This is a genomic window from Kitasatospora herbaricolor, from assembly GCF_030813695.1.
GTDB lineage: Bacteria > Actinomycetota > Actinomycetes > Streptomycetales > Streptomycetaceae > Kitasatospora > Kitasatospora herbaricolor.
Window position 1 is genome coordinate 329168 of sequence record NZ_JAUSVA010000002.1, and the last position, 23560, is coordinate 352727.

Consider the following 23560-nt stretch of genomic DNA (forward strand, 5'->3'; position numbering starts at 1 on the left):
ATTGCGGGGATTCACCCGAGGGCCTCGATCGCGGCGGTGATCAGGGCGCGGGCCGCGGCGCCGTGGACGGCCATCTTCGCCAGCCCGGCGAAGGCGCGGTGGTAGTCGGCGAGTTCGCGGGGCTGGGTCACGGTGACCTCGGCGGTCAGCGTCTCCACCGAGGCCTGCTCGTTGTCGAAGAGGTAGAACGCCTCCAGCGGCCACACGGTGCGCTGCGCCGTGAAGGGGATGATCCCGAGGGAGACGGTGGGCAGCGGCATAACCGCCAGGAGGTGGCCGAGCTGGCCGGCCGTCGTCTCGGCGTCGCCGATCCGGTAACGCAGCACCGTCTCCTCGATGAGGATGACGAACCGGTGGCGGCCGTCGTGGAGCAGCCGGCCCCGTTCGGTGCGGGCGGCGACTGCCTCGGCGACGTCGTCGGGGGTGCCCTGGAAGTCGGTGATGGAGCGCATGAGGGCGGTGGCGTAGGCGGTGGTCTGCAGAAAGCCCGGAACGACGTTGGAGACGTAGGCCCGGCACACCGACGTCTCCTGGTGGAGGGCCAGTGACTCCTGCTGCACCTGGCGCATGCCGGCGCGGTGGATCCGGCGCCACTCCAGGTACATCAGCTCCACCGCGCGCAGCGAGGCGATCAGGTCGGCGGCCTGGCCGTCTGCGCCGCACGCGGTGCACCAGGTGCGCAGGTCGCTCTCGGAGGGCGCCGACTTCCCGCTGAGGATGCGGGAGGTCTTGGAGGGGTGCCAGCCGCACCGGGCGGACAGGTCCTTGCCGTCGATCCCGGCGTCCAGCATCAGCTCGCGCAGGCGGGCGGCGAGCGCGGCGCGGGCCGCCTGGGCGCTGGAGGAGGGGGATGCGGGCATGGGCTGTCTGCTCGGGCGGGGGCTAGACGGGGTACTGGTCGTGCGGGACGGCCCGCTCCCACACCGCTTCGAACGCGGTGGCGCAGAGCTTCGCCACGGCGGGGTCCTCGGTGTAGGAGGTGCGCGGCTCAGCCCAGTCGCCGTCCCCGGTGAAGTGGTTGAAGCGCACGGCGTGGTCGTCGAACAGCCAGAAGTCGGTGCCGGGCAGTGCCAGGTCGCAGGTGTTGCGGCGCGCCAGCCAGCGCACCTGTTCGCCGGCCGTGATGTTGACCGGGGTCATGGCGTGCAGGTACCGCGTGTAGAGGGTGACGGGCTCGGACACGATCCGGGCCCGGCGGATGACGACCCCCCGCGCGTTCGCCTCACGGAGCATGGCCGTCCAGTCCTGCCAGTACTCCGACTCCGGGTCGAGATCGGACTCGCCGGTCCGCCGGAACCGCTCCACGGCCTCGGCCTCGTCCGGCACGCCGTAGCTGTCGCGCATCTCCAGGTGAACCGCCGAGTACCGGGCGGTGGCCAGCAGGTCAGAGAAGCCCATCTCGCTCTGCGTCATCGCATGCCTTTCGCAGGATCGGGATCATCCGGGTGGGGATCCACACCACGGCCTCGTGGCCCGGGATGCCGGCCTCGTGGTCCGGTGCCCAGCTCCGCCCCCCGATCTCGGCCTCCAGGTCCTCCTCGGCCTTCACGCCCTGGAACACGATCCTGCGGTTGGGGCGGTCCACCCACACCGTCGGCGAACCCTCCTTACCCGTCTCCGGGTCGATCCCTACGAAATCTAGCCCCACGACACCCTCCTGCACCAAACCGGTTGCGGTCACTTGCGAGCCACTGTCCCGCGCGACTGACAGCCCGTCAAGGGTGCGCGGTTGCAGCAGAGCGGCACGCGCCGCAGACTCTTGGGGGGCGGGTGGGAAACCGCAGCCACTGGTGGGGTGGGTGGCGGCCACTCGTCTCCTCCGAAGAAGTGGGGCCGGGACGGCGGTGCGGGGGCCAGCCGGCAGCCAGCACATCCCCGCAGGCGGATCGGCAGGCCAGTGGAGCGGTTCCATCCGCTGCTCGGGCCGGGCCGTCGCACAGTCTCAATCTCGGCGGAGCCCCGTGACTACGACTGGGCAGCCCAGGTCATCGACCCCAGAGGCCCCGGCCGCACCTCCCCGATCCTGGCTGCCACTTCCTGGCGTTGCTCGGAAGCCTCTCCAACCACTTCTGTTTGTATACATAGGAGTAGATTGGAGGCAGCCGAAGGCGCTGCAGTTGGTGGCGTCCCCGCAGTCGAGTCTCACGCCGATGTACGGCAGACCGAGCGCCCCGGCAGTCACTGCCTCGCAGCTGCCGATCCACTCCCTCTCTTGCACTGCGACGTGAGGGAAGAAGGTGGCTTTGTGACCACGCCAATCATTCCCCCCGGCTATGCCAAGGCGGAGTGGGACAGATACGTCCGGCTGGGCCGAAAGCTGGTCAAGCAGATCAGCGGCATCCAGTTTGCCCTCGGTGACATCGTGATCGACATGCTGGACGGCCGGGACCGCGGCCATGGCGAGGTGGGTGAGGTGATCGAGCTCTTTGCCCACCAGATCGGCGTTAACGCCGACACACTGCACACCTACTATCTGGTCGCGCAGAAGTGGCCGCAGGAGAAGCGACGAGACGACGTCCCCTATACGGTCCACAAGGAGCTGGCCTACTCCCCCCGACGGTTCGCACAGATCCAGCGAAACCCCCGCGACCCGTTCACCGGCGAAGAACGGTGGACCGTGAACGAGGCGCAGCGCGCGGCCGCCCATGTACCCCAGACGCCGACCAACCGGGAGGAACGCCTCGACAAGGCGCGGCGGCTTCTGAGCAGCGACGAGGACGCGGCCGAGGCAGTGAGTGAGCTCATCAGCCGCCCGGACGTCCGGGCCAGGGTGGTCTCCGATCAGCGCAACCGGCACATGCTGCGTCAGGCACAGTTCGAACACTGGCGCCAGGTCGACCGAGGAGTGGAGGAAGCCGAGGACCTGCTGCCTGCCGACGACACCCAGGAGACCGCGAGTGCACCTGAGCCGACAGCACCGGCCCTCGGGTACCAGCAGGCGCCGCTGGAGATTCTGCAGCTGATCGGGACGTTCGCCTCGTTCTTTGTATCGCTGCAGCGAATCATCCCCGCCGTCCACTCCCAGGACTACACCGAGGACACAAAGGAGGCCGTTCTGGACAACGTCACGAAGGCGCGCTCGTTCCTCGACTGGTGCGAGTCCGCCATCACGACCGGAAGGACCGACATGGACCAGGCGCTCGCACGCCTGCTGGAGGACGAAGGCGAATAGACCATGACCACCACGCGCCGCCAGGCGGCGCACGACACCGGCGAGGATATCTGGACCCGGGTCGCGAAGGCGGGCGAGGATGGCCTGCTGAAACAGAAGGCCATCGGGCACAACACCCAAGGCCAGTTCGAACGCGGCAAGGCATGGATCAAGGACACAAAGTGCAAGTCCGAAAAGAAGGCCTGGGTTTACCACCACGGGGCCTACGTGGTCACCCTCGACCCGGACAAGTGCACTCTCTACGCCTCCGACCGACTCAGGTCCCTGTACAAGCAGGCGGTCAGGATCTATGACTGCTCGCTGTCCGTCCTGCCGCCGGAGGCCCAGAAGCTGCCGACAGTCAGGCTCCTCACTGTGCAGTGCCAGTCGATTATCGCTGCCATGGACGTCCTTGAGGCTTCCGGCTTCTCGCCGGAAACTGCGGTCAAGGCCGAAGGAACCACTCGGCGGGCAAGAAAATCTACGGCTTCTCGGGGGAGCCGCAAACCAGCCGCTCGGTGAGAGGTGCCCAGCCGCCCCGCCCCACTGATGATTTCAAGCAGGGCACCGCAAATCAGAGCACGACTTTGCGAGACCGGCCCGGGCGAACGTCGCCTCGGGCCGGTACACGCTGATCGGCTCCAGGGTGGATCCACAGAGCGCCCACACAGGCACTCGCCGCGAACGTTTCGATCCCCGTAGAACCGCAACGCATCAGCCCTCCTGCTTGGGCGGCTGGCCCGCAGCCGGGTCGGCCCGGGCGAACTCCGCGTGGGCCGCGCTGGACGGCGCACCACACGGTCCGAACGGAGCTGGCCGAGGCCCGGTGGCGGGGTTCCGAAGCGAGACTCCCACCCCGGGTGGGGGCCACGGTGTGCCCGCCTCCGACGCCGGAGCCGCCCAGCAGTGGCCCTGCACTGCCTTGTAGAGGAGGCGGTCGTGATCGCCCGGTCACACCCCGACCCCTCCTGCAGCACCGCGTCGAACACGAGATCCGCGGTTGCGACGGCAACGGACCGCTGAGGGCCGCGGGGCGCGGCACCTGGGCGCAGCGACTGCCGACGACGGAATCCCCGGCGGGGGTCTGCGGCGGCACAGGACGCGGTCTGCCCGCCTCAGGTCGTGGCCCGGCGTGCCCGTGCCCGGGTGCGGGTGCGGGTGCGGGTGCGGGCCGCATCCGCGGCACGCACACCCTGGGCGGCCGGGGCCGTGCCTGCCAGGCGCAGCCGCAGTCGGTGGATGCGCAGTCAGCCACTGACGTGCCTATCCGAGGGCAGCCGGGGTCCGCGACCGCATGCCGGGGAGCCGTGCGGGTGAGATGCCCGGGTTCCCCGGACGGCCTGCCGCTCCCGCACCGCCGGGCGTGCGTTGCTGGGCCCAGCGGATCGCCATTCCGGCACCGCACGTCCAGCAAGGAGTTCGTCTTGCGCAGCACTCTGCTCGCCGCGGCTGTCGTCATGGCCGCCGCCGCGGCCGTCGTCCCCGCCCACGCCGCCGTCGCCCCCGAGCCCGCCCAGCCCTCGAACGGGAAGGTCTGGGAGAACCTCAGCTCGGTCGGCCTCACCGACGACCAGCGCCTGGTCGCCTTCCCGGTCCTGCACCCCGACCGGGCCTGGACCATCGGGAAGATCGACGGCCTGCAGGGGGACACCCGCCTGGTCGGCATCGACTACCGCGTCCAGAACGGCCTGCTCTACGGCGTCGGCGACCAGGGCGGCATCTACACGATCGACGACACCACGGGTTGCGCCACGAAGATCTCGCAGCTGTCGGTCGCGCTGCAGGGCACGTACTTCGGCGTCGACTTCAACCCCGCCGCGAACCGCCTGCGGATCGTCTCCGACACCGGGCAGAACCTGCGCCACAACATCGACGACCCCAACGGCGCTCCCGCGGCCGGCACCACGGCCGTCGACGGCACCCTCACCAACCCGGCCGTACCGCCCGCGACCACCGGCACCACCGCCACCGGCGTCACGGGCGTGGCGTACACCAACAACGACCTCGACGCGGCCACCGCCACCACCCTCTTCGACGTCGACACCAGCAACGACCGCGTCTCCCTGCAGTCGCCCGCCAACACCGGCACCCTCGCCCCCACCGGACGCCTGGGCGTCGATGCCGGACCGGACGCCGGTTTCGACATCTACTACTCCCCCAGCCACGGCAGCAACCACGGCTACGCCACCCTCGGTGTGAACGGCACGCGCACCTTCTACCGCGTCGACGTCCTCACCGGCCAGGCCGTGGCGCTCGGCAACTTCACCTCCGACCAGGCCGTCGTCGACATCGCCGTCCCGCTCGCCCAGGACTGACACACGGACCGAAGCACCGGCTGACAGACGCACCGTCAGCTGACAACAGAAGAGGCGGAACCGTCCACCACGGCCATGGTGTACCGACGGTCCCGCCCACGCGGTCGGTGCCCGCCGCAACAGCACGCACCGGACCGCACACCACATTCGAAGACGCCCCCCGAGCGGATTGCCCACCACACGATCCAACGCACCCGGGCTGCCGCTGCGGGACGGACACCACCACCCGGGGGTTCACCAGGTGGCCCCGGCCGGCGGCGCGTCGGCCGCACCCGGGCCCGCACGGCGACGGCCGCGTGCACCAGAGGCGGGCCCGCCCCGCCGATCATGGGCCCGCGAGCGTGAGAGCCCGCGCGACCCGGCGGGCGGGTACACCCTGCGAGGCATCGACGCGGCAGCACACAGAGCGTCCGCACCTGGGCGCGCACTCGGTGACGGAGTACCAGCCGGAGCTGCCGGCCACCGCCCGCTGAACGCCGCGGGTGGCTGCGCCGGCGAAGGCGGGATCGGCACCGGTTGTCCCGTCAGCGGAGCTCGCGATCTCGAGGCGCCGATTCTGAAATGGCCGGGCCGTCAAGCTGCGCTGCGGGGGTAGGCGGCCCCTCGGTCCGGGCTGCAGCGGAGCATCGCACGAACCACACGGCGGGCCCCCGGTACAAGCCCGTCCGACGAGTCGTCCTCTCGTTTCGGGGCCATGGGCAGTCACCGGATGAACTTACCCGGGATACGAAGCACGCCACGAAGAGGACGCGCCCCTCACCGACGCCCACCGGCCGCACCGCACACCGCCCCGGGCGCCGCACTGCGCAGCACGATCCATGCGGCGGCCGGCTCTGCGCAGCCGCGCGTGCGGGTGCTCAGAGGTGGCTGTGCAAGCGGGTGCGCGCGCAGCGGCTCGTCCGGGTTCGCCCACGCCGTCATCGCCTCGCCTCGGGCACCGGTCACCGCGGCCGTGTGCCCCTCCAGCCGCGCCGACAACAGGTAGCCGACCACGCGGCCGCCGGGCCGTTCTCCAGCAGCCGGGCCAGCGAGCTGGTATCGACGGCCACACCGAAGATGGCCGCCAGCCACACCCCACGCGACCTGCCACCATCCGGCCCCCGCCCAGCCCGAAGGCCGACCACCTGCTGCCCGGCCGGGAACAACCTCGACCCTGGGCGCGAGGGAGCCGACTGCCGGCGGCGGCGCCGCGAGGTCGAAGACGCAAGCGAAGGCGATGACGGTGGTGGTGGGGGCGTCCCGGCCGCCCTCACCACCTCGGGGCTCGGACCGTGCAGTCTAGTGTCGTCAGGCCCGGGCCAGGCGCAGGACCTCTCACCAGTTGGTGAGCAGGAGGTGGTTGAGGAGGAGGGCGAGGACGACCTGGCTGACGAGCCAGCGGCGATGGTCGCGCGCGGGGAGCAGCGCTGCCGCCGGGAGGAGCCAGATGGTGAGGGGTAGCCAGATGCGTTCCGTCTCGGCCTTGCTCATGCCGGAGAGGTCGGCGATCAGGATGCTGAGGAGTGCGGCGCAGGCGAGGACGGCGACCGCTTGCGGGGCGCTGGGGGTGCGTCTGCGCAGGTGGTGGAGGGCCGAGGGTGCGGCGGCCAGTGCGCGGCGGGCTGCGGCGATGACGACGAGGCCGGTGCTGAGGAGGGCGCAGGCGAGGTCGGCCCATACCCAGTAGTTGTAGGGCCGGATGCCGCCGGCACCTTGGTAGTAGCGTTGGGCGAGCAGTGGGTAGGCCTGCCACCAGGCGAAGCCGGCCAGGGTGAAGGTGGCCACGACTGCGGCGGCCCCGAGGACGGCGGCGGGCAGTGGTCTCGCGGTGCGGGCGGTGGCCAGGACGGCGAGGGCCGGGACGGCGAGGAGCGGCAGTCCGTAGGAGAGGTAGGCGGCGAAGCCGAGCATGAGCCCGGCGCCCAGGGCGGCGGCCAGGGGTCTGGCCGTGGTCCGGATGGCTGCCAGGGCGAGCAGGGCGAGTCCCCAGGTGGCGACGGCGGTGAAGTATCCGTCGGCGGAGACGCCGATCCAGATCGCGGCCGGGGACAGGGCCAGGAAGGGCGCTGCTCTGCGGGCCGTCGTCTCGTCGGCCAGGGCCCGGACGGCGAGCAGGACGGCGACGGCTGCCGAGCTGCCGGTGGTGATGCACCAGGTCGCGGCCCAGGCTCCGCCGCCCAGGCCGAGGCGGTCGAGGCCGACGAAGGTCAGGACGGCGCCGGGCGGGTGTCCGGCGACGTGGGTGGCCCAGGGCTGGGGTTGGGTGCTGAGGATGTGGTGGGTAAAGTCCCGCAGGGCGGCGGGGATGTCGGTGAAGCGGTTGAGTTCCGAGAGGTATTCGTAGTCGGTGGCCAGTCTGCCTGCGACGCCGCGCTGCCAACCGTCGACGAGTGCCAGCGTCCAGGTCCAGGCCATGGCCGTTGCCCAGGTCACCAGCAGGAGCCGGCGCCAGGGCAGGCGCAGGGCGAGGCCGGGCATCCAGGTGATGCCGAGCACCGCGACCAGCACTGCGGCCGGCGTTCCCGGGCCCCAGTGGGGCAGCCAGTACGCCTGCAGGGGTGGCCACGGCACGTGGAGGGTTCCGTCGGTGCGCTGGATCTCGGCCCCGATCAGGACCGCCGCCGCGATCAGCAGGATGCCGGCGCCGGCGGCCACCACGTCCGCCCGCCGGCCGCTTCGCGCCGGGTGCGTCTTGTTGCCTTCGGGGTCGGTGTCCACGATCGTGTCGTGCTCGGGTGCAGGCTCGGGCTGCTCGACGTGCAGTCGTTGGTGTTCTGCCGCGCTCGGGTGGGAGTCGGTCATCGGATGCGGCCCTTCGAGGCGCGACCTGCTGCGGGTGCGACAGCTCCGGACTCGGTCGTGAAGCTCGGCGCGCCGTCATCGCCGCCGGGCCGGCGGCCGGTGCGGACGCCGGCGTTGTCGTCGAAGGACACAGTGAGCGGTTCCTGCTCGTCGCCGGTGGCCGGGGTGAGGGAAAGGAAGCGCCGGCCGCCGGCGGACCACTGCTCGCACAGGCGCATCCCCGCCCGAAGCGCGACCTGCCGGCCGGCACGGGGGCCCAGGCGTGCCCAGGGGAAGGGAGCGCTGCGCTGTCCCTCGCCGTCCTCCAGTCGTACGGTCAGTCGCTCGTGTGTTTCATGTGGCTCGACCTCCAGGAGGAGCAGACCTCTGGGATCGAGCAGTTGGCGCACCCGGCGCAGCAGGGTGAGGGGGTCGCCGCCGATCCCGATGCTTCCGTCGGCGAGGATCACGGTGCCCCAGCGTCCTTCGCCGGGGAGCGTCTCGAAGACGCTGGCCGTCAGTACGGTGGCGCCTGCGGCGCGGGCGAGTGCGCCGGCGCTCGGGGTGACGTCCACGCCGAGCACCTCGGTGCCGCGCCGGGTCAGGGCGGCGACGAGGCGACCCGGGCCGCAGCCCACGTCCAGTACCGGGGCGCGGCACCGGTCCAGCAGCGGCTGATCGGCACCTGCGGCTTCGCAGCGCCAGCGATGTACGTCCAGGGGGAGCAACGTCCCTTCCGCCGTGCGCAGTGCCAGCCGTGGAGCGGTCGCGCGCAGGGCCTCGGCGAAGAGGTCGGCGGGCCTGCGCGGCACGCGATTGGCCGAGTCGACGGCGTCCTGGGGAGGGTGCGTCACTGTCGTCCTCCTTGTGTTGCGCCGTGGTGCAGGTGCCTTTGGCGTCGTGCTCGTCGCACGAGCAGTGCCGCGGTTCCCGCGGCCACCAGGGCGGCGGCCGCGATCGCGGGGCCGGTACGTCGCCTGACCGGGGCCGGGGGGTGGGGGGCCTGGGGCCGGGCGGAGGCGGTGTCGGGGGAAGGGGATGGTCGTGCAGGAAGGGCGTTGGCGTCGCCGGGGACGGGTGGTGCGCCGGTGGCGGGGGTGGGGAGGACGTCCGGTTCGCTTCCTGCCCCCGCAGGCGGTTCCGGCTCCGATTCTGGGGCGGTCCGGGGCCGGTGTTGGCGGGCACCGCGTCGCCCTGACAGGAGACGCGCGGCGAGCAGCAGGGCGGAGGCCCCGAACAGGGTGGCGGTGATCAGCAGCCAGCGGCCCAGGTAGATGTTCTCGGAGAGTGCGGTGGCGCCGGGGTAGGGCTCGGAGAGGTCGAGGATGAGGGGGAACCAGACCAGCAGGAGCAGGAGGGCAAGGAAGGCCGGCACCCGGACATGGTTGACGGCTCCGTTCCTCCCGAGGTGGCCGGACGTGGTGGTGCGGGGTGGGAGGGCGGCTTGGGTGGTGAGGTCGGCGCCGGAGTAGAGCGGGACGAGGACGAGGTCGTGCAGGAGCGCGCCGCCGATGAACCAGAGGGCGACCTTGAGGGTCTGGCCGCTGAGGAGCTGAACGGCGGCATAGGTGGCGAGGGCGAAGCAGGCGGCCATGAGGAGCAGGTGCAGGGGGTGGGCGCCGTACCAGTGACGGAAGCGGTCCGGTGCGGGTGGGCGTCGGTTCACCGGGTCACGTCCGGAAGGTGAGGTTGCCGACCCATTTGGTGTTGTTGACGCCTGGGTTGGCGGGAACGATGATCCGTGCCGGGTAGCCGTGGTCCGGGGACAGGTCGGCGCCGTTGACGTGCAGGGCCAGCAGGGAGCGGGGGTCGCGGATCTGGTTGGCCGCCAGCAGCACCTTGCTGAAGGACCCGCCGCGTTGGACGGACTCCACCAGGACGCTGCCGGCGTCCGGCAGCCCGGCGAGCGCGGCGAGGTCTGCCAGGCGCAGGCCCGACCACATCTGGTCCTCGGTGGACCAGCCCTCCACGCAGGCGATCGGCAGCGCCGCCGTGAACCGGGGCATCGCCAGCAGTGCGTCGCGGGTGAAGGTCAGGGTGCCGGCCGGGCCGTGGATGTTCAGCCGCCAGGCGGGCCCGATGTCCTCGCCCGTGATACCGACGGCGGCGGCGGTCTTGTTGACCTGGAAGCCGTTCGGACCGTCGGAGGGGTTGCGGTTGTGCGGGGCGAGCAGGGCAGTGCGCCGCCAGGGGCCGCCGATGCTCTGGCCTGCCGTCACCGCGAGCAACGCGAGGGAGCCAGCGCCGGTCAGGGCCAGGGCGCCGCGTCGGCTCATGGTCGCCGCGCGGGCATCGGCCGCGACGAGACCGGAGTCGTCGGGCGGTTCCGGCACCGTGTGTGCGGTGTCCGTACGCAGGACCTCGGCGAGGCGGCGCGACCGCAGCGCGCGCCACATCCGGTTCAGACGCAGGGCGACGTGCACGGCGAACGCGGCGATGAACACCCAGGCGCCGTAGAAGTGCAAGGGGTAGAAGGAGCCGGGGATGATGTAGTGCAGTTGGATGTTGAGGATGCCGGTGGCGAACTCGAAGATCACACCGCCGACGAGAAGAAGCAGCGAGAGCCGCTCCACGGCGTGGGCCGGACTACGGGTGGGCGGCCACTCGAAGAGCTTGGGAATGACCGACCAGAGCTTGGCGAGGACGACCGGTACGAGGACGACGCCGAGGGTGACGTGGACGCCCTGGGTGAGTCGATAGAGCCAGGAGGGGTCGGTGGGCCAGGTGAAGAGGTAGAAGCCGAGGATCCCCTTGCCCGGGGTCTGGTCGTTCACCGCGCCGAGTCGCGGGTTGTAGGCGGCGTAGGACAGCAGCCCTGTGACGAACAGGACGCCGATCCCCGCCAGCAGCACCAGGCCGAGGACGGCAGTCAGCCACGGCCCGCGGATCGGTGAGCGCCAGAACCCGGGCTCGAACGGCCCCGGCGGGCGGGGCGGGTCTTTCGCCAACGCGACCGCCCGCCCCACCAGCACACCGACCCGGCCGGACGGGCTACCGTCCTCCTCGGATGTCCCGGGCACGGTCGGCCTCGGGGCCGCGGAGGCCGCGCCGGGGCCCGGGCCTGCGGGACGGACGCCCTCTCCCACCGGGCCACCCGGACGGACACCACTGTCGGTGACGTCGGGGCCTTCGCGGTTCTCTTCACCTGACACTGCCGAGTCCCAACGTCACCTGTCGAAGATCGGGGTCCTACGGGCTCCCGCAACGCGATTCTCCGAGACGCCGCGCGCCAACCCCCGCTCATCCGAACCGGTGGGCTGCGCTACCCCTCCTACGGCCCAACCCAGCAGACAAGCAGGCCGGACACGGATCAGTCCCCATGGCTCTCAGACGCGAGGGCACGGCGTACCGGCATGAGCCCGCTGTCGCCGGTCTCTGAAAATTGACCCCATTCAGCTCCGAAAGGGGTGCCTTCGGGCCGGCAGGCCCTCGACGCCCCCCGTTGTACCGTCCACAGGTGAGTGCGGGCCGACGGTCCGGGAGCGGTGGCGGATTGCCAGCTGGAGTGGCGGCCGAGGTGTGCACCGGCGAGGCGGGCCGCTGAGTGCTGTGGTGGCCCGGGACACCTCCCGGGCCACCCCGAGCACGGCCGGGCACTGCTGGGAGCCCGAGCCGAGTACGGCGCGGCCCGGCCAACCGGGGGGATCGGTGGCCGAGCCGCAAAGCCAGGTGCTGTCACACCCGCTCCTCGACCATAGGCCCGGTCCGGGAGAAGCGGGCGGGACGCACCGGCACCTTCGTGGCCTTCACCCGGGCGGCGCACGAACGGCAGCGGCCTCCACCCGGCCGGGTGGGCCGGGTGGCCGCACCGGCGCGCGCCGGCCGGTCGGGGCGCCTAGCGTCGCCGGTGAGGGGCGGAACTCGCCGTCCCCGTACCGAAAGTGATCCCCCATGAACAAGCGCATAGCCCGGACGCTGGCCACCACCGTGCTCGCCGCCGGCATCGTCGCCGTCCCGGCCGCCGGCTCCGCCTTCGCCGTCGGCCACGGCAACCGCAGCTCCGAGCAGTTCTACAACCACCAGGTGCAGGCCGGCACCGAGCACGTGTACTACAGCGAGAGCACCACGTACTACGCCGGGAACGACTGCGACGAGTACGGCCGCAACGGCTACGGGCAGCAGGGCGGCTACGGCCACCAGAACGGCTACCACGGTGGCGGCATCCTGGGCCTGGGCCTGCTCGGCCTGTAACACCGCAGCACCTCCACCGGCCCTGAGGCCGAAGGAGGCGGGGCCCCACCCGTGAAGTGCCGGAGCCCCGCCCCGCGCGCACAGCCGCCCCAGAAGCCGGCCCGCGCACGCAACCCCCATTCGCCGCCCGCAGAACCCCGGACTGCCCCCGGGACCAGCAATCACCCGGACAGCCCACAAACATTTCGCACCTGCATAATGTGTGCATCTGTGCCCTGGCGTGCCGAACCACCACCGCCGGGCACGGCCCTACGATGACGGCCGTGACGAACAACCGGCCCGACGACCTTCCGGAGCCGACACCCACCCCGGCCGAACTACGCCTCGCCTGGCAGCGGGCCAAAGCCCTGTGGAGCTCGGACCCCGATGACGACGACGCATACAGCGCGTTCATCAACGCCGGCACCGCCCTCTACCGCAATCCGCCCCAGGCGGCCGCCACCACGGTCCCGAGATCCGGCACCGACACGCCCCGAGCACCCAGCGACACGACGCTCCCCGCCTACCTGCGCCTCAGCCCCCTGCACCAACGCTCCCAGCCGTGGCACGCACCAACACCCTGATCGGGCAGCACTGGACGCTCCTGGGCCGTACTTGCCCTGCCGGTGGCACGAGTTCCAGGTCGGCGGTGGCGCGCGGCCCGGGCCCGGCCATGCCGCCGCCGGTCACGGCCGAAGACGCCGCCGCCCGCCCGCACCCTCATCGCCGTCCGGGCGCGGAGGCGCAGGCACCTGCCGCCCCTCGCCGTCGGCCCGGCCCTCGACCCGCGGCTCCTCCCCCACATACTCTCCCCCTCCTGAGTCAGGCCCAAGACCTGCAGCAGCAGAAGGCAGTCCTCCTCGTCGCGGGCGTAGGAGGCCACCACCGACCAGGCCCGACGCGCCACCGGCCCCGGCACCTGGAGCCTCTCACCGGCCACCGGCTCAACAGCGTCGACGAGCCTCTGGAGGTCATCGGTACCAGCCACGCAGGACCGCATCAGCCACCCGGCACCAGCACCAAGGGGTCACACCTCACCGCCAGGAAGCCGCCCCGGGTCCGGACTTCGACCGAAAGGCGAGCGGGCCGAGCACCCTCGCACCGGGCCGGCACCCGCCGGTGGTCAGCGCGTCTGGCCGCGCTTGTTCATCCCGACCTCGGCGATGTGATCCACACCGTCCGCCAGGGCCTCGCGCACGAGCCGCTCCCTCTCGGTCAACCGACGGTGATAGCCGTCGTCGTAGGCCTCCACGACCTGGAGCGTCCACATCAGCACGTCGGCGCCCTGCAGCACGTCCGCTCCCTGCACCTCGCGCTCCACCAGATCGGCCTGCTCACCGCGCCCGGCCTCCGGCAGCGCCTTCACAGCCTCGCCGACCATCCGGTCCGCACCACCGATCAGCTGATGAAAGTCGTACAACCGCCACCGCGCCCGCTGCGTCGTCTCCAACGCCTGCGACAGCAGACCCAGCGCCTGGACCGTCGCACCGTCCATCCCTGCCGGACGGACATGCCGCGGGACCTCTTCGTTGCCGCTCACCATGCCTACCTCACTCGCCCAGGGCCGTGTCGTGCAACGGAAGTGAGCCGGTTGCCGGAGCGGGCGATTCCTGGAGATTCGCCAGCCGGGCCCAGGTCACTGCGGCATGCAAGTGGCCGGCCACCCGCGTCTGGCTCCTTCCCACAGTCCTGCACCACTACCGTTCCACGAGGGTGAACCTGCTCCTCGACGTGTTGGACCTCGCCCTGCGGCGGGTGCAGGCCGGGGCCGGCGCCGACCGACAGGCGGCCGGCAAAGTCGGCCCCTTCGCCCCCGGTCGCCGCTGCCAGGTCAGGGCCGTTCGTCGTGGTGCCCGCACACCCACGCCAGCGCCGCGAACGCACCCAGCACCAGATCCACCTCCGCGCCCGGGGTCGCACCCGCCCGCAGCCGCACCTCCGCAGCCTGGCACTCCGCAAGCAACTGCGACCGGCACGGCCCCACCAAGCCCATCGCCTCGTCCCCCGTCACCGGCGCCACCGCCCGGGTACCCACCGCCCACCGGTAGGCCTGCAGCAAGCCCTGCTCGAAGGCCGTCCACGGCCTTCGGCGCGTGCTGAGTTCCTCCAAGGCGGCGAACACCTCATCGGCCGCACGAACGCCCACCACCATCGTCGCGCCCTGCATCGTCATACCCACGACGCTACGGCCCGACATCAGCACACGTCCCCTCTCGCTGCGCCGGCCGGAGGAACAGCAGCAACAGCCGCAGCCTCAGAAGGCGACGACCGAGAAGTCGATCATCAATGTGGCGAACACCGGCGAACCACGAGGGTGCGGCGCAGCGCCGTGCCCAGCGGCGTCCAGCCCCAAGAGGCCATCAAGGTCGAGTTCGCCGCCGCCTGCCTCGACGACCGTCCTGGTGTGTCTGTCCGCAGCCTGGCGATGCCCGCGTGGCCAGCCCAGTGGGGCGGGGACGGCCGGGGCGTACGTCCCGGCCGTCCCACTCGGCCGCTGTGCGGGGCCCGGGCCGTGGGGGTGTACGTCCGGGCCGGCTCGTAGGCGTGCCGTGCCGCGTCCCGATGGGGACGCTCCGGTTCAACGAACAGTTCCCCTGGAAGGAACGGGCGCCGGCGCGAGCCCGGACGACGGCTCACCACCCGGGCCACGAACCGCCCTGGATCCGCCTGGCCGCTCACCGGCCGCACCTGGGATGCGGGCCCGACCTGAAAAGCGCAGGGTGGGCACCACAGCTGCTCCCTGAGCCATCCGTCCCGGACGCCCTTCATGGATCCAGGGTGAGGGGGAAGACGCAGGCCATGAGGATCATCAGCGAACGATCACAGCCACCGGCCCGCCGCCGCTGGCCGGTGTATGCGGCAACCACGGCGGCCGTGACCGCGAGTGCGGTCATCGGCGGGCGGGCCGTGGACCCCGACAGCGCCTGGTACCGGTCCCTGGCCAAACCGGCATGGCAACCCCCCTCCTGGGCGTTCGGCGCCGTGTGGACCCCGCTCTACGCCTCCATCGCCTGGGCCGGCGCCCGCGCCCTGCTCGCCGCCCAGCCCCGCGACCGCCGCGCCCTCGCCACCAGCCTGGGCGTCAACCTCTCCCTCAACACCGCCTGGAACTGGGTGTTCTTCCACTACCGCAGCCCAACCGCCGCGCTGGCGGGCACCGCCCTGCTCGACATCAGCAACGCCGACCTCATCCGCCGCACCACCACCATCGACCCCGTCGCCGGCGCGGCACTCACCCCCTACGCCGCCTGGTGCGCCTTCGCCACCGCCCTCAACGCCGACATCGCCCGGCACAACCGCCGTTGACACCCTCGGCGGCCGCTGACCCACCAGTCCGGCCCGTGAACCACCCTCGAGCCGGAAAGACCGGGGACCGATACGTACTTGGCCCGGGCCGCTCGGAGATGTGAGGCGGGCATGCCTCCCAGCGCGGCCAGCCCGAGCGGCAAGCGCCGCCAGGCGCCCAGCACGCGGGCCGCCACCCGCACCTCCACGCCCCGCCACACCGGCAGACCCTGGTCCGGCAGTCCGGCCACCGCGATGTACGGGAGCAGCCAGCAGCCAGATGAGGGCGGCGCCCGCCGGCGGCGAGCTGGGGTGGCCACCCACCCGAAGCGACACCCGCCGACCGCATCGCGCACCCGCAGCGCAGCGCAACTGAGAAGGCGGGCGGCTGTGCACAGCCACGCAACCCGTGGACAGCGTGGCTGGTTTTGTTCACGGGTTACGGAGTCAGTTCGTCATGGCTGCGGGAGGCGTGGTCGGGGGAACCGATGTTCACGAGAACGGCCGGCGCCCGCCGGTCCTGTACGGCCGGGGGCCCGGGCAGGTCCGGCGCAGAAGGTGACGCCCGCGAGGTCGGTTATCAGGATGGTCCCTGGTGGACCGGTGGTGAGTGCGGGCATGCGGGCGCAGCGCGGCATGCAGGATCGGGGCGGCGTCGAGGTCGATTTCGCCGGTGGCCTCAAAGGGGGCTGATTTAGGGCGGGAGAGACCTCCGGCTGTCTACCCGTCGTGTGGGAGCCGGGTCGGCCGTGCGGATGGTGAGGGTGAGATCGGGTTGTCTTCAGGCGGCGGTGGTGAGGTCGGCGCGGCCGTAGAGGAGTGCGTAGCCGCGGGGCAGTTGGGCGAGGATGCGGCTGGTCAGTGCTTCGCCGGTGAGGTGGGTGAGGGCGGACAGGACGGAGGTGACGTCCCAGCGGGCGTGGAGGGGGGTGGTGTCGAGGGTGGTGGCGACGGTCTCGACGAGGGCGGGTGCGGGGACCGGCCGGGCCAGAGGGGTCTGGGAGGAGAACAGGGCGCGGGCCCGGTCCGGCAGGGCCGCCTGGAGGTCGCGGCGCTCGTCGCCGGTGAGTTGTCGGCCGAGGGCGGCCAGGACGGTGGCCAGGACGCGTTCGGCCTGCTGGTCGGTGGTGTAGTGGCCGGCGTCGCGGACCTGCTGGAGGAGGTGTTGCCAGGTCATCGCAGCGGACTTTCGGTGCGGGCCGCCGGGTCGGTGGTGGCGGCGGAGGCGGGTTCTGCGGTGCGGCCGGCGCGTGGGTGGCCGAAGAGGAGGTCGTAGCCGGGCGGCAGTTGCAGCAGGATCTGGCGGGTGAGGTCGTCGCCGGCGGCGTCGGCGGTGGTACTGAGGACGGCGCCGATGTCCCACAGGGCGCTCTGTTCGGTGGCGCCCTCGATCCAGGTGGCGGTGGCTCGTACGAACCGGTCCGGGCTGAGCGGTTCGGCGGCCTGCAGGGGGTTGAGCAGGACCAGGGCGAGGGTCTCCGGCAGGCGGGCGGCGAGGTGGGCGCGTACCTCGCCGACCAGGTGCGCGCCGAGCAGGGCCAGGACCACCCGGCCGGCCCTTTCGGCATCGCGGGGGTCGTCGTAGGCCCCGCGTTCGCGGACCTCGTCCAGGAAGGCTTCCCATCGCATCGTCACGGCGCTTCTCCCTCCATCGCGAAGCGTGTCGTCCCGGGGCGCTGCGCCTGCGGGCGCGCGCCATCGGGCGGGTGGTGATCGGGGGTGGCTGTGAGTCGCCCTTCGAGGTTTGTGAGCCTGAGCAGCCGCAGGACGTCCGGTCCGACTGCGCGAAGGACCAGGCGTCCGCCGTGGCGCTCGGCCTGGCCCCGGGCGTCCAGGAGGGTGCCCAGGCCCGCGCAGTCCATGAACGTCACCTGCGACAGGTCGAGCACCACGTCGCGGTGCTCGCGCAGGGCGGCCTCCAGGCGGCGGTGCAGTGCGGGGGCGGTGTCGAGGTCGATGTCGCCGCGGGCCCACACCACGGCGACTGTGGAGCGCTTGTTGTCCATGGCATGACTCGCTGTCCTGCCGTGCCCGCGCCGTCCTGGCGGCCGTGTCCGTCGCCCCCGGGGACGCGGGTCGGGATCCGGGACGTGTCCCGCACGGCCCCGGGGAGCCGACCGTGCGGGACATCGAATCCCGGGTCAGGCCTTGATCTGCTTGCGGTCGCCGCTGTGGCTGATGGCGATCTTGCGGGGCTTGGCCTTCTCGGCGACCGGGATCCGCAGGGTCAGGACACCGGCGTCGTAGTCGGCGCTGATCCCCTCGGGGTCGAGGGTGTCGGAGAGCATGACCTGGCGGGAGAACACGCCGAGCGGACGCTCGGACATCTCCCATGTCACACCCTCGCCCTCGCGGCGGGGGCGGCGCTCGGCCTTGACGGTCAGCATGTTCCGCTCGACGTCGATGTCGATCGCCTCGGGGTCCACCCCCGGCAGGTCGAAGCAGATCACGTACTCGTCGCCGGCACGGTAGGCGTCCAGCGGCATCGGGGTCGGACGCGACCAGGTGCCGGTCGTGCTCAGGAACTGCTGGGTCAGCCGGTCCAGCTCACGGAAGGGGTCGGTGCGCATCTGCATGAAAAACACCTCCAGGTGGATCGGGCTGCAGGAGCCAGTGCGCTTCACCTGAATCCGTTCTAACATGTCATCCATCGGATGACAACAACCGAAGTCGCCTGGAGCGTGACATCGATGCGAGACAAGCCCACCCCGCCGAACAGCGGTGGCGGCCCGGCCGCCGAACCGGCGTCCTTCCTGGCCGCGGCCGCCGCGCTGGCCGCCATCGACAACGCCGTCCGCACCGCCAGGACCCCCGGCACCGAGCAGGAACCCACGGCGCAGCCGGACCCCGACCAGGCCCTCGCCGCCCTCCTCCTGCTGCGCGAACTGCGTACCGAACTCGCCGGCTGGGAGGCCGGCCTGGTGGAGAGCGCCCGCGCCGCCGGCGCCACCTGGGCCGACCTCGCCCGTCCGATGGGCGTCGCCAGCCGCCAGGCCGCCGAGAACCGCTACCTGCGCCTGCGCCCCACCACCGACCCCGGCCCGGGCGACACCGGAGCGGAGCGCGTCAAGGCCGTCCGCGACCGCCGCGCCGCAGAGCGCAACGTCACCACCTGGGCCCGCACCAACGCCGCCGACCTGCGCGTCCTCGCCGCCCAGATCACCGCCCTGCCCGACCTGAAACCCGAGGCCCGCCCCGCCCAGACCGCCCTGCACACCGCCCTCGCCGCCGCGGACCCAGCCGACCTCGTCGCCCCCCTCACCGGAATCCGCCCCCACCTCGACGCCCACGACGACCTCGCCACCCGCCTCGACACCCTCACCCAGCACACCGACCGACTGCGCCATGAGAGCAACCGACGACGCGCCTGACACCACCGCCGAACAACCCTGGCAGCACACCCAGGACCAGCTCACCCGCATCCGCACCCGCACCCTCGCCGAGGCCGGCGACGCCATCGCCGCCATCGACACCTGCCTCACCACGCTCGACACGCTCCGCAAGGACCTGACACACCGACCCTGGACCCGCAGCCCCTCCCCGCGCGTACCACCGGTCACCGGAGCTGAGACGGTGACCCGCCACGCAACGGCGACTTCGAAGCCAGTCGTCTGACAGCGGCCGGTCCCCTCCGTCGGCGCTCGTGACGGCGGCTTCCACCACCGTCAGCGCTTGAAGTAAGACCGGCGCCAAGGGCGTGGCGCAGCCGGATGGCTGCAGCCCGGTGATCCTCAGCGGCGAGCGGGGCTCGACGCCACAGGCTGAGTGGTTGTTCACCAAACGCGGCGTGCGCGGTAGCCGCGCTCACCCGATTCTGGTCCTCTCGCTCCCGGCATCGTAGGCAAAGAGTCGGCCATGTTCACCGACGCCATTGACGAGAACGAGGTCTACCCGACGCTCCGCGAACTCGTCGCCGCTCTTGAGAGCAACATCCGGGAGTCCTGCGAGAACACCATGTCGCCGACATCCTCTGCGCCGAAGTCGACGCCCGGATCCCGACGACGAGCGCTCCGACGCCAAGACCACCGTCCTCAAGGCGAATGGTTCCCCAACGGCCCGCGCCGCACTTGGGCGTGAGGAACTGCAGGACATCGGCGCCCCCAGGCTCGAAGTCCGCGCCACCGCCCCCAGCAGACCCCACGAGCCGAGCGCACTCAAGAAGGCCGCGGGCGCCCTCCTCGCCTGATCACCCCGGGCCCCGCCCCGCCGCGGTGGGACGGCCCGGGAGCATCACCTACTGCTCGGTGAGCAGGGCTTCCCGCAGCCGGCTCAGGGTGCGGTTGAGGATGCGGGAGACGTGCATCTGGGACACCCCGAGGCGCTCCCCGATCTGGGACTGGGTCATCTCGGCACCGAAGCGCATGGAGAGGATCGCGCGCTCACGCTCGGGGAGGGCCGCGACGAGCGGCTTGAGGCTCTCCAGGTCCAGGACCGCCTCGAAGCCCTTCTCCTCCACGGCGAACCGGGCGGCGATGCTGCCCTCGGCGTCCTCCTCGTCGCCGGGCATGTCCAGCGAGTGCGTGCTGTACGCCTCGGCGGCCTTCAGGCCCTCGATGACGTCCTGCTCGTCCATCGACAGGTGCTGCGCGATCTCCCGGGGTGTGGGAGCCCGGTCGAGGGCCTGCTGGAGGTCGTCGCCGGCCTTGGCCAGGGTGAGGCGCAGCTCCTGCATGCGGCGCGGGACGTGGACCATCCACGAGGTGTCGCGGAAGAAGCGCTTGATCTCGCCGGTGATGGTAGGCAGGGCGAAGGTGGAGAACTCATAGTCCAGGGTGGGGTCGAAGCGGTCGATGGCCTTGATCAGGCCGACGGTGCCGACCTGGATGATGTCGTCCATCGGTTCGCTGCGGTGGCTGAAGCGGCGGGCGGCGAACTTCACCAGGGCCAGGTTGAGTTCGATGAGGGTGCCGCGGACGTAGGAGTACTCCCGGGTTCCTTCCTCCAGGTCCCGCAGCCGCAGGAAGAGGTTCTTGGACAGGGCCCGGGCGTCGGCAGGCGCGACCTCGCGAAGATTTTCGGCCCTCGGCGGGACCGGCGCCGGGGCAACGGGAGCTTCCCTGGTGATGCGATCGGCGGGGGCGGTGGTCGGCGCCACGTCCTGAACGGTCATGAGGGTCACTCTCCTTGCTGTGCTGGGGTGGGGAATTCGGTGGTGTCCGCCGCTCTGCTCCCCCGGCCGACCGAAAGTATGCGTGCAAGATGATAGGCGGCTGATTGGTTGCTTTCGTGCCTTGAGGGGAGAGCGGGCGGCCGGCCACTGGGCCGATTCGATGTTCGGGGACAGCGCAGGGCGCCTGCGAGCTGAGAGGTGCTCGGCAGGTGAGGCGGATCGGTGTCGCCGCAGCGGTGTCAGGCGGCTTTCCCTGGCGGCCTGTCGTCGTGTGCGGGCGGGGGTTCGGTCACTGGTGCGGCCCAAGGGCGGCGAATGCCGGTGGTGCTCGGTCTACTGGACGGTGATTCCGATCAGGCAGGTGTCGTCGTCGGTGTCCGCGCTGCTGTGGCGCAGGAGGTGGTCGAGGCGGTGTTCCAGCTCGGCCACTGCGTCCGAGCGGCTCGGGGCATGGGCCTGGGCCGTGATGCGCAGATGGTCGAGCGAGGCCTGCAGGGACCGGTCCTTCCGCTCGATCAGGCCGTCCGTGTACAGCATGAGGGTGTCGCCGGACTGCAGCTCGATCTCGCCCTCTTCGTAGTCGGCCTGGTCCAGTGCGCCCAGCAGGATGCCGGAGATCGGGGTCAGGTGAATGGCCGACTCGTCGCGGAGCAGGAGGGGAGGCAGGTGGCCGGCCCTGGCCCAGCGAAGGAGGCGGGTCCCAGGCTCGTAGAGCGCGCAGACGGCGGTGGCGGTGACGTTCTCGGTCAGGTGGTGCGTCACGCTGTTCAGCCAGGAGAGCAGTTGTGCGGGCCCGGCGCCGGTGGCGGCCAGGCCGCGCAGGGCGTTGCGGAGCGCGACCATGCCGGTGGCGGCGTCGATGCCGTGCCCGGCGACGTCGCCGACGCAGAGCAGGACGTGACCGGAGGGCAGATCGACGGTGTCGTACCAGTCACCGCCGACCAGGTGTTCCTTCTCGGCTGGGCGGTAGCGGACGGCGACCCGCAGGTCGTGCAGTTCCAGCGGGCCTCGGCTGGGCGGCATGATGGCGTGCTGGAGCTGCAGGGCGAGCCGGCTGCGTTCGGCGGACTGCTGTTCGGTTTGGGCGAGCTGGTCGCGGGTCGCGGCCAGCGCGACTTCGGTCCAGTGCTGGGAGGAGACGTCCTGGTAGGCGCCGCGGATGGCGGTGAGCCTGCCGTCCTGGTTCAGGACCGGTTCGGCGACCACCCGGATGTGGCGGGCGATGCCGTCCGCGCGTTTGAGGCGGAAGGCTGTCGACGCGGGGCGCTGGTGGTGCAGAAGGGTCCGCAGGAACCGGCCGATGGTGTGCTCGTCGTCCGCGTGGGCGTGGGCCGCAAGGTGCTCGATCGAGATGGGGTCGGCGGTGTGCGCCAGTCCGTAGAGGTCGAACAGGGTGTCGTTCCAGGCGATCTCGCCACTGCGGAGGTTCTGCTCGAATCCTCCGATGCGTCCGAGCCGCTGGGCGTGCTGGAGGAGGCTCGCGACCCGGGCCGTCCCGTCCATGGTCCGCCAGTGGACCACCACCTGGGTTCCGTGGCGGCTGATGTTCACTGCGGCCTCGGTGGCCAGCGGGACGCCGTCGACGAGCGCCGCAAGATGCATGGCCGGCGAGCGGAAGGGCTCACCGGTCGCGAGGACGTGTTCGATCTTCTCGAACAGTCCGCCCGACTCGGCGGCCAGCGGGTAGGCCTCCATGAGCCGGGCGCCGAGGATGGCGGTGCGGGGCCGGCCCGCGAAGTCGACGAAGCGGGGGTTGACGTGCTTGATCAGGTAGTCGGTCGGCAGGTGGGCCGTGTCGAAGACGGGCTGCAAGACCATGCACGGGTCCGGCAGCCCGTGGATCAGCTCCAGGAGTTCGGCCGTCTGCGGAGCGGCGGCCGGGTCGGTGTCGCCCGCCGGGCGGGACTCCAGGGCGGTCGCGCACAGCTCGGCCAGGGTTTCGAATTGGCGCTGCAGCGACTGCGACTGTGGCGGGAGCCCGTTCGGCCAGCAGATTTCGAGCACGCCCGTGATCCGGCCACCCACACCGGCCGGGACGGCGAGGCGGCCGCCGGTGATGTCCCGTTGCCCGATGGAAGGAAGCCGCGCCGCGTCCGGCGAATCGTACGCCGTGGCGGCGCGCTCGGTCAGCGCCCGGCGCGCCGGAGTGGGAACGCCGGGCGGGACGTGTCGCCAGAGCCGCGCCTCCTGCTCGCCGAAGCCGGCGCTGCCCGCCAGTGTCAGGGACTGATCGGCATTGGCCGACCAGATGGCCACCGCCTGTGCCCCGAGCGGCCGCAGGGCATGTTCGAGGACCGACTGGGCAACGGCCTGGACGTCATCGGCGATCAGCATCCCGGTCTCGGCGCTGCGCAGTCGCAGTCCCAACGACGGCTCGGCCGCCGTCGCGACGAAGTCGCGGGCGACGTCGGCTATCCGGTCGTGCGAGGCCTGGTTGACCAGGTCCGCGGCCAGTTCCAGGACGGAGACGTTCGACTGGGCGGCCAGGTCCTCCAGTTGACGGGAGGCATCCGCCGGGCCGTAACCGAGGCGCTCGACGAGGATGCCCTTGGCGAGTTCGACCAGGGCCCGACCGTCGGCCTCGGCCCGCGCCTGGGCCAGCTCGCGGCTAAGGCGCTCGACCGTCGAGGTCAGACGCCCGACGACGCCGGCGTCGGCCGGTGCCTCCGATCTGCCGACGGCCCGGAAGGGGGGCAGTACGGGCGCCCCGTCCGAATCCTCCGTTTGGTCGGCACACGGAGGCTGCTGGGGGTCGCTCATCGGTCCCTC

General features: G+C 71.7%; 23 protein-coding genes and 1 pseudogene. 9 read left to right on the top strand and 15 right to left on the bottom strand.

The genetic code is table 11. From position 1 onward, the window contains the following. Positions 1–11 precede the first annotated feature (11 nt). Genes J2S46_RS01865 through J2S46_RS01875 form a run of 3 tightly spaced genes read right to left on the bottom strand, consistent with a single transcriptional unit; the run spans position 12 to position 1810 of the window. Complete coding sequence (locus J2S46_RS01865) at positions 12–860, bottom strand: helix-turn-helix domain-containing protein (protein ID WP_191294458.1); 849 nt, start codon at positions 858–860, stop codon at positions 12–14. Positions 861–882: 22 nt separating this feature from the next. Further along, positions 883–1413, bottom strand: coding sequence for a DUF6879 family protein (locus tag J2S46_RS01870; RefSeq protein ID WP_191294457.1), 531 nt, complete (start codon positions 1411–1413; stop codon positions 883–885). Next, on the bottom strand, positions 1385–1810 hold the full coding sequence (locus J2S46_RS01875) for a hypothetical protein (protein ID WP_307348357.1): 426 nt from the start codon (positions 1808–1810) through the stop codon (positions 1385–1387). The genes J2S46_RS01870 and J2S46_RS01875 overlap by 29 nt, the downstream gene beginning before the upstream one ends. Before the next feature lie 435 nt (positions 1811–2245). Here J2S46_RS01875 and J2S46_RS01880 point away from each other — a divergent pair, with 435 nt between their 5' ends. The 3 genes from J2S46_RS01880 (at position 2246) to J2S46_RS01890 (ending at position 5466) form a co-directional block, all read left to right on the top strand. Then, positions 2246–3172: a DUF6192 family protein gene (locus tag J2S46_RS01880; RefSeq protein WP_191294456.1), complete on the top strand. Its 927-nt coding sequence runs from the start codon at positions 2246–2248 to the stop codon at positions 3170–3172. A gap of 3 nt (positions 3173–3175) precedes the next feature. Then, positions 3176–3673: a hypothetical protein gene (locus tag J2S46_RS01885; RefSeq protein ID WP_191294455.1), complete on the top strand. Its 498-nt coding sequence runs from the start codon at positions 3176–3178 to the stop codon at positions 3671–3673. A 902-nt stretch (positions 3674–4575) separates the two neighbouring features. Then, on the top strand, positions 4576–5466 hold the full coding sequence (locus tag J2S46_RS01890; RefSeq protein ID WP_229913389.1) for a DUF4394 domain-containing protein: 891 nt from the start codon (positions 4576–4578) through the stop codon (positions 5464–5466). A gap of 1314 nt (positions 5467–6780) precedes the next feature. Here the strand turns inward: J2S46_RS01890 and J2S46_RS01895 are convergent. Genes J2S46_RS01895 through J2S46_RS01910 form a run of 4 tightly spaced genes read right to left on the bottom strand, consistent with a single transcriptional unit; the run spans position 6781 to position 11174 of the window. Further along, positions 6781–8247, bottom strand: a complete 1467-nt coding sequence (locus J2S46_RS01895; RefSeq protein ID WP_229913388.1) for a hypothetical protein — start codon at positions 8245–8247, stop codon at positions 6781–6783. Next, a complete protein-coding gene (locus J2S46_RS01900; RefSeq protein WP_191294454.1) occupies positions 8244–9080 on the bottom strand; it encodes a class I SAM-dependent methyltransferase in 837 nt (278 codons plus the stop codon). Before J2S46_RS01900 ends, J2S46_RS01895 begins: the two co-directional genes overlap by 4 nt. Further along, positions 9077–9892, bottom strand: coding sequence for a hypothetical protein (locus J2S46_RS01905; RefSeq protein ID WP_191294453.1), 816 nt, complete (start codon positions 9890–9892; stop codon positions 9077–9079). The genes J2S46_RS01900 and J2S46_RS01905 overlap by 4 nt, the downstream gene beginning before the upstream one ends. A 4-nt stretch (positions 9893–9896) precedes the next feature. Then, a complete protein-coding gene (locus tag J2S46_RS01910) occupies positions 9897–11174 on the bottom strand; it encodes a molybdopterin-dependent oxidoreductase (protein ID WP_229913393.1) in 1278 nt (425 codons plus the stop codon). A 943-nt stretch (positions 11175–12117) separates the two neighbouring features. On the opposite strand from J2S46_RS01910, the gene J2S46_RS01915 reads away from it, so the two are divergent. Together J2S46_RS01915 and J2S46_RS01920 are read left to right on the top strand one after the other, a co-directional pair. After that, positions 12118–12417: a hypothetical protein gene (locus J2S46_RS01915; RefSeq protein WP_191294451.1), complete on the top strand. Its 300-nt coding sequence runs from the start codon at positions 12118–12120 to the stop codon at positions 12415–12417. A gap of 263 nt (positions 12418–12680) precedes the next feature. Then, the gene (locus J2S46_RS01920) at positions 12681–12980 is read left to right on the top strand and encodes a hypothetical protein (protein ID WP_191294450.1); all 300 of its coding nucleotides are present in this window, start codon (positions 12681–12683) and stop codon (positions 12978–12980) included. Positions 12981–13519: 539 nt separating this feature from the next. Here the strand turns inward: J2S46_RS01920 and J2S46_RS01925 are convergent. Next, the gene (locus J2S46_RS01925) at positions 13520–13939 is read right to left on the bottom strand and encodes a hypothetical protein (RefSeq protein WP_191294449.1); all 420 of its coding nucleotides are present in this window, start codon (positions 13937–13939) and stop codon (positions 13520–13522) included. Between the two features lie 288 nt (positions 13940–14227). Next, positions 14228–14569, bottom strand: a complete 342-nt coding sequence (locus J2S46_RS01930) for a hypothetical protein (protein WP_191294472.1) — start codon at positions 14567–14569, stop codon at positions 14228–14230. A gap of 701 nt (positions 14570–15270) precedes the next feature. On the opposite strand from J2S46_RS01930, the gene J2S46_RS01935 reads away from it, so the two are divergent. Then, positions 15271–15702 carry a TspO/MBR family protein gene (locus J2S46_RS01935; protein ID WP_229913386.1) on the top strand — a complete coding sequence of 144 codons (432 nt, stop codon included), beginning with the start codon at positions 15271–15273 and terminating at the stop codon, positions 15700–15702. 760 nt (positions 15703–16462) lie between these two features. Here J2S46_RS01935 and J2S46_RS01940 read toward each other — a convergent pair. The 4 genes and pseudogenes from J2S46_RS01940 to J2S46_RS01955 form a co-directional block, all read right to left on the bottom strand. Further along, positions 16463–16858, bottom strand: a complete 396-nt coding sequence (locus tag J2S46_RS01940; RefSeq protein ID WP_191294951.1) for a DUF2267 domain-containing protein — start codon at positions 16856–16858, stop codon at positions 16463–16465. Positions 16859–16929: 71 nt separating this feature from the next. Further along, positions 16930–17316, bottom strand: a pseudogene (locus tag J2S46_RS01945) (DUF2267 domain-containing protein); the annotation flags it as partial. Beyond that, positions 17313–17687: an STAS domain-containing protein gene (locus J2S46_RS01950; protein ID WP_307348362.1), complete on the bottom strand. Its 375-nt coding sequence runs from the start codon at positions 17685–17687 to the stop codon at positions 17313–17315. The gene J2S46_RS01950 and the pseudogene J2S46_RS01945, both read right to left, overlap by 4 nt. 135 nt (positions 17688–17822) lie before the next feature. Continuing rightward, on the bottom strand, positions 17823–18257 hold the full coding sequence (locus J2S46_RS01955; RefSeq protein ID WP_307352708.1) for an Hsp20/alpha crystallin family protein: 435 nt from the start codon (positions 18255–18257) through the stop codon (positions 17823–17825). A gap of 114 nt (positions 18258–18371) precedes the next feature. Between J2S46_RS01955 and J2S46_RS01960 the strand changes: the two genes are divergently transcribed. From J2S46_RS01960 to J2S46_RS01970, 3 genes are all read left to right on the top strand, one after another. Next, complete coding sequence (locus tag J2S46_RS01960) at positions 18372–19052, top strand: hypothetical protein (protein ID WP_190215544.1); 681 nt, start codon at positions 18372–18374, stop codon at positions 19050–19052. Continuing rightward, positions 19027–19296 (top strand): hypothetical protein, encoded by a 270-nt coding sequence (locus tag J2S46_RS01965; protein ID WP_190215545.1) that lies wholly within the window; start codon positions 19027–19029, stop codon positions 19294–19296. Before J2S46_RS01960 ends, J2S46_RS01965 begins: the two co-directional genes overlap by 26 nt. A gap of 240 nt (positions 19297–19536) precedes the next feature. Then, positions 19537–19758 carry a hypothetical protein gene (locus tag J2S46_RS01970; protein ID WP_190215546.1) on the top strand — a complete coding sequence of 74 codons (222 nt, stop codon included), beginning with the start codon at positions 19537–19539 and terminating at the stop codon, positions 19756–19758. A 157-nt stretch (positions 19759–19915) separates the two neighbouring features. Here the strand turns inward: J2S46_RS01970 and J2S46_RS01975 are convergent, their stop codons facing one another. Next, positions 19916–20791, bottom strand: coding sequence for a SigB/SigF/SigG family RNA polymerase sigma factor (locus J2S46_RS01975; protein WP_229928084.1), 876 nt, complete (start codon positions 20789–20791; stop codon positions 19916–19918). Positions 20792–21124: 333 nt separating this feature from the next. Beyond that, positions 21125–23551, bottom strand: coding sequence for a SpoIIE family protein phosphatase (locus J2S46_RS01980; protein ID WP_190215548.1), 2427 nt, complete (start codon positions 23549–23551; stop codon positions 21125–21127). Positions 23552–23560 lie beyond the last annotated feature (9 nt).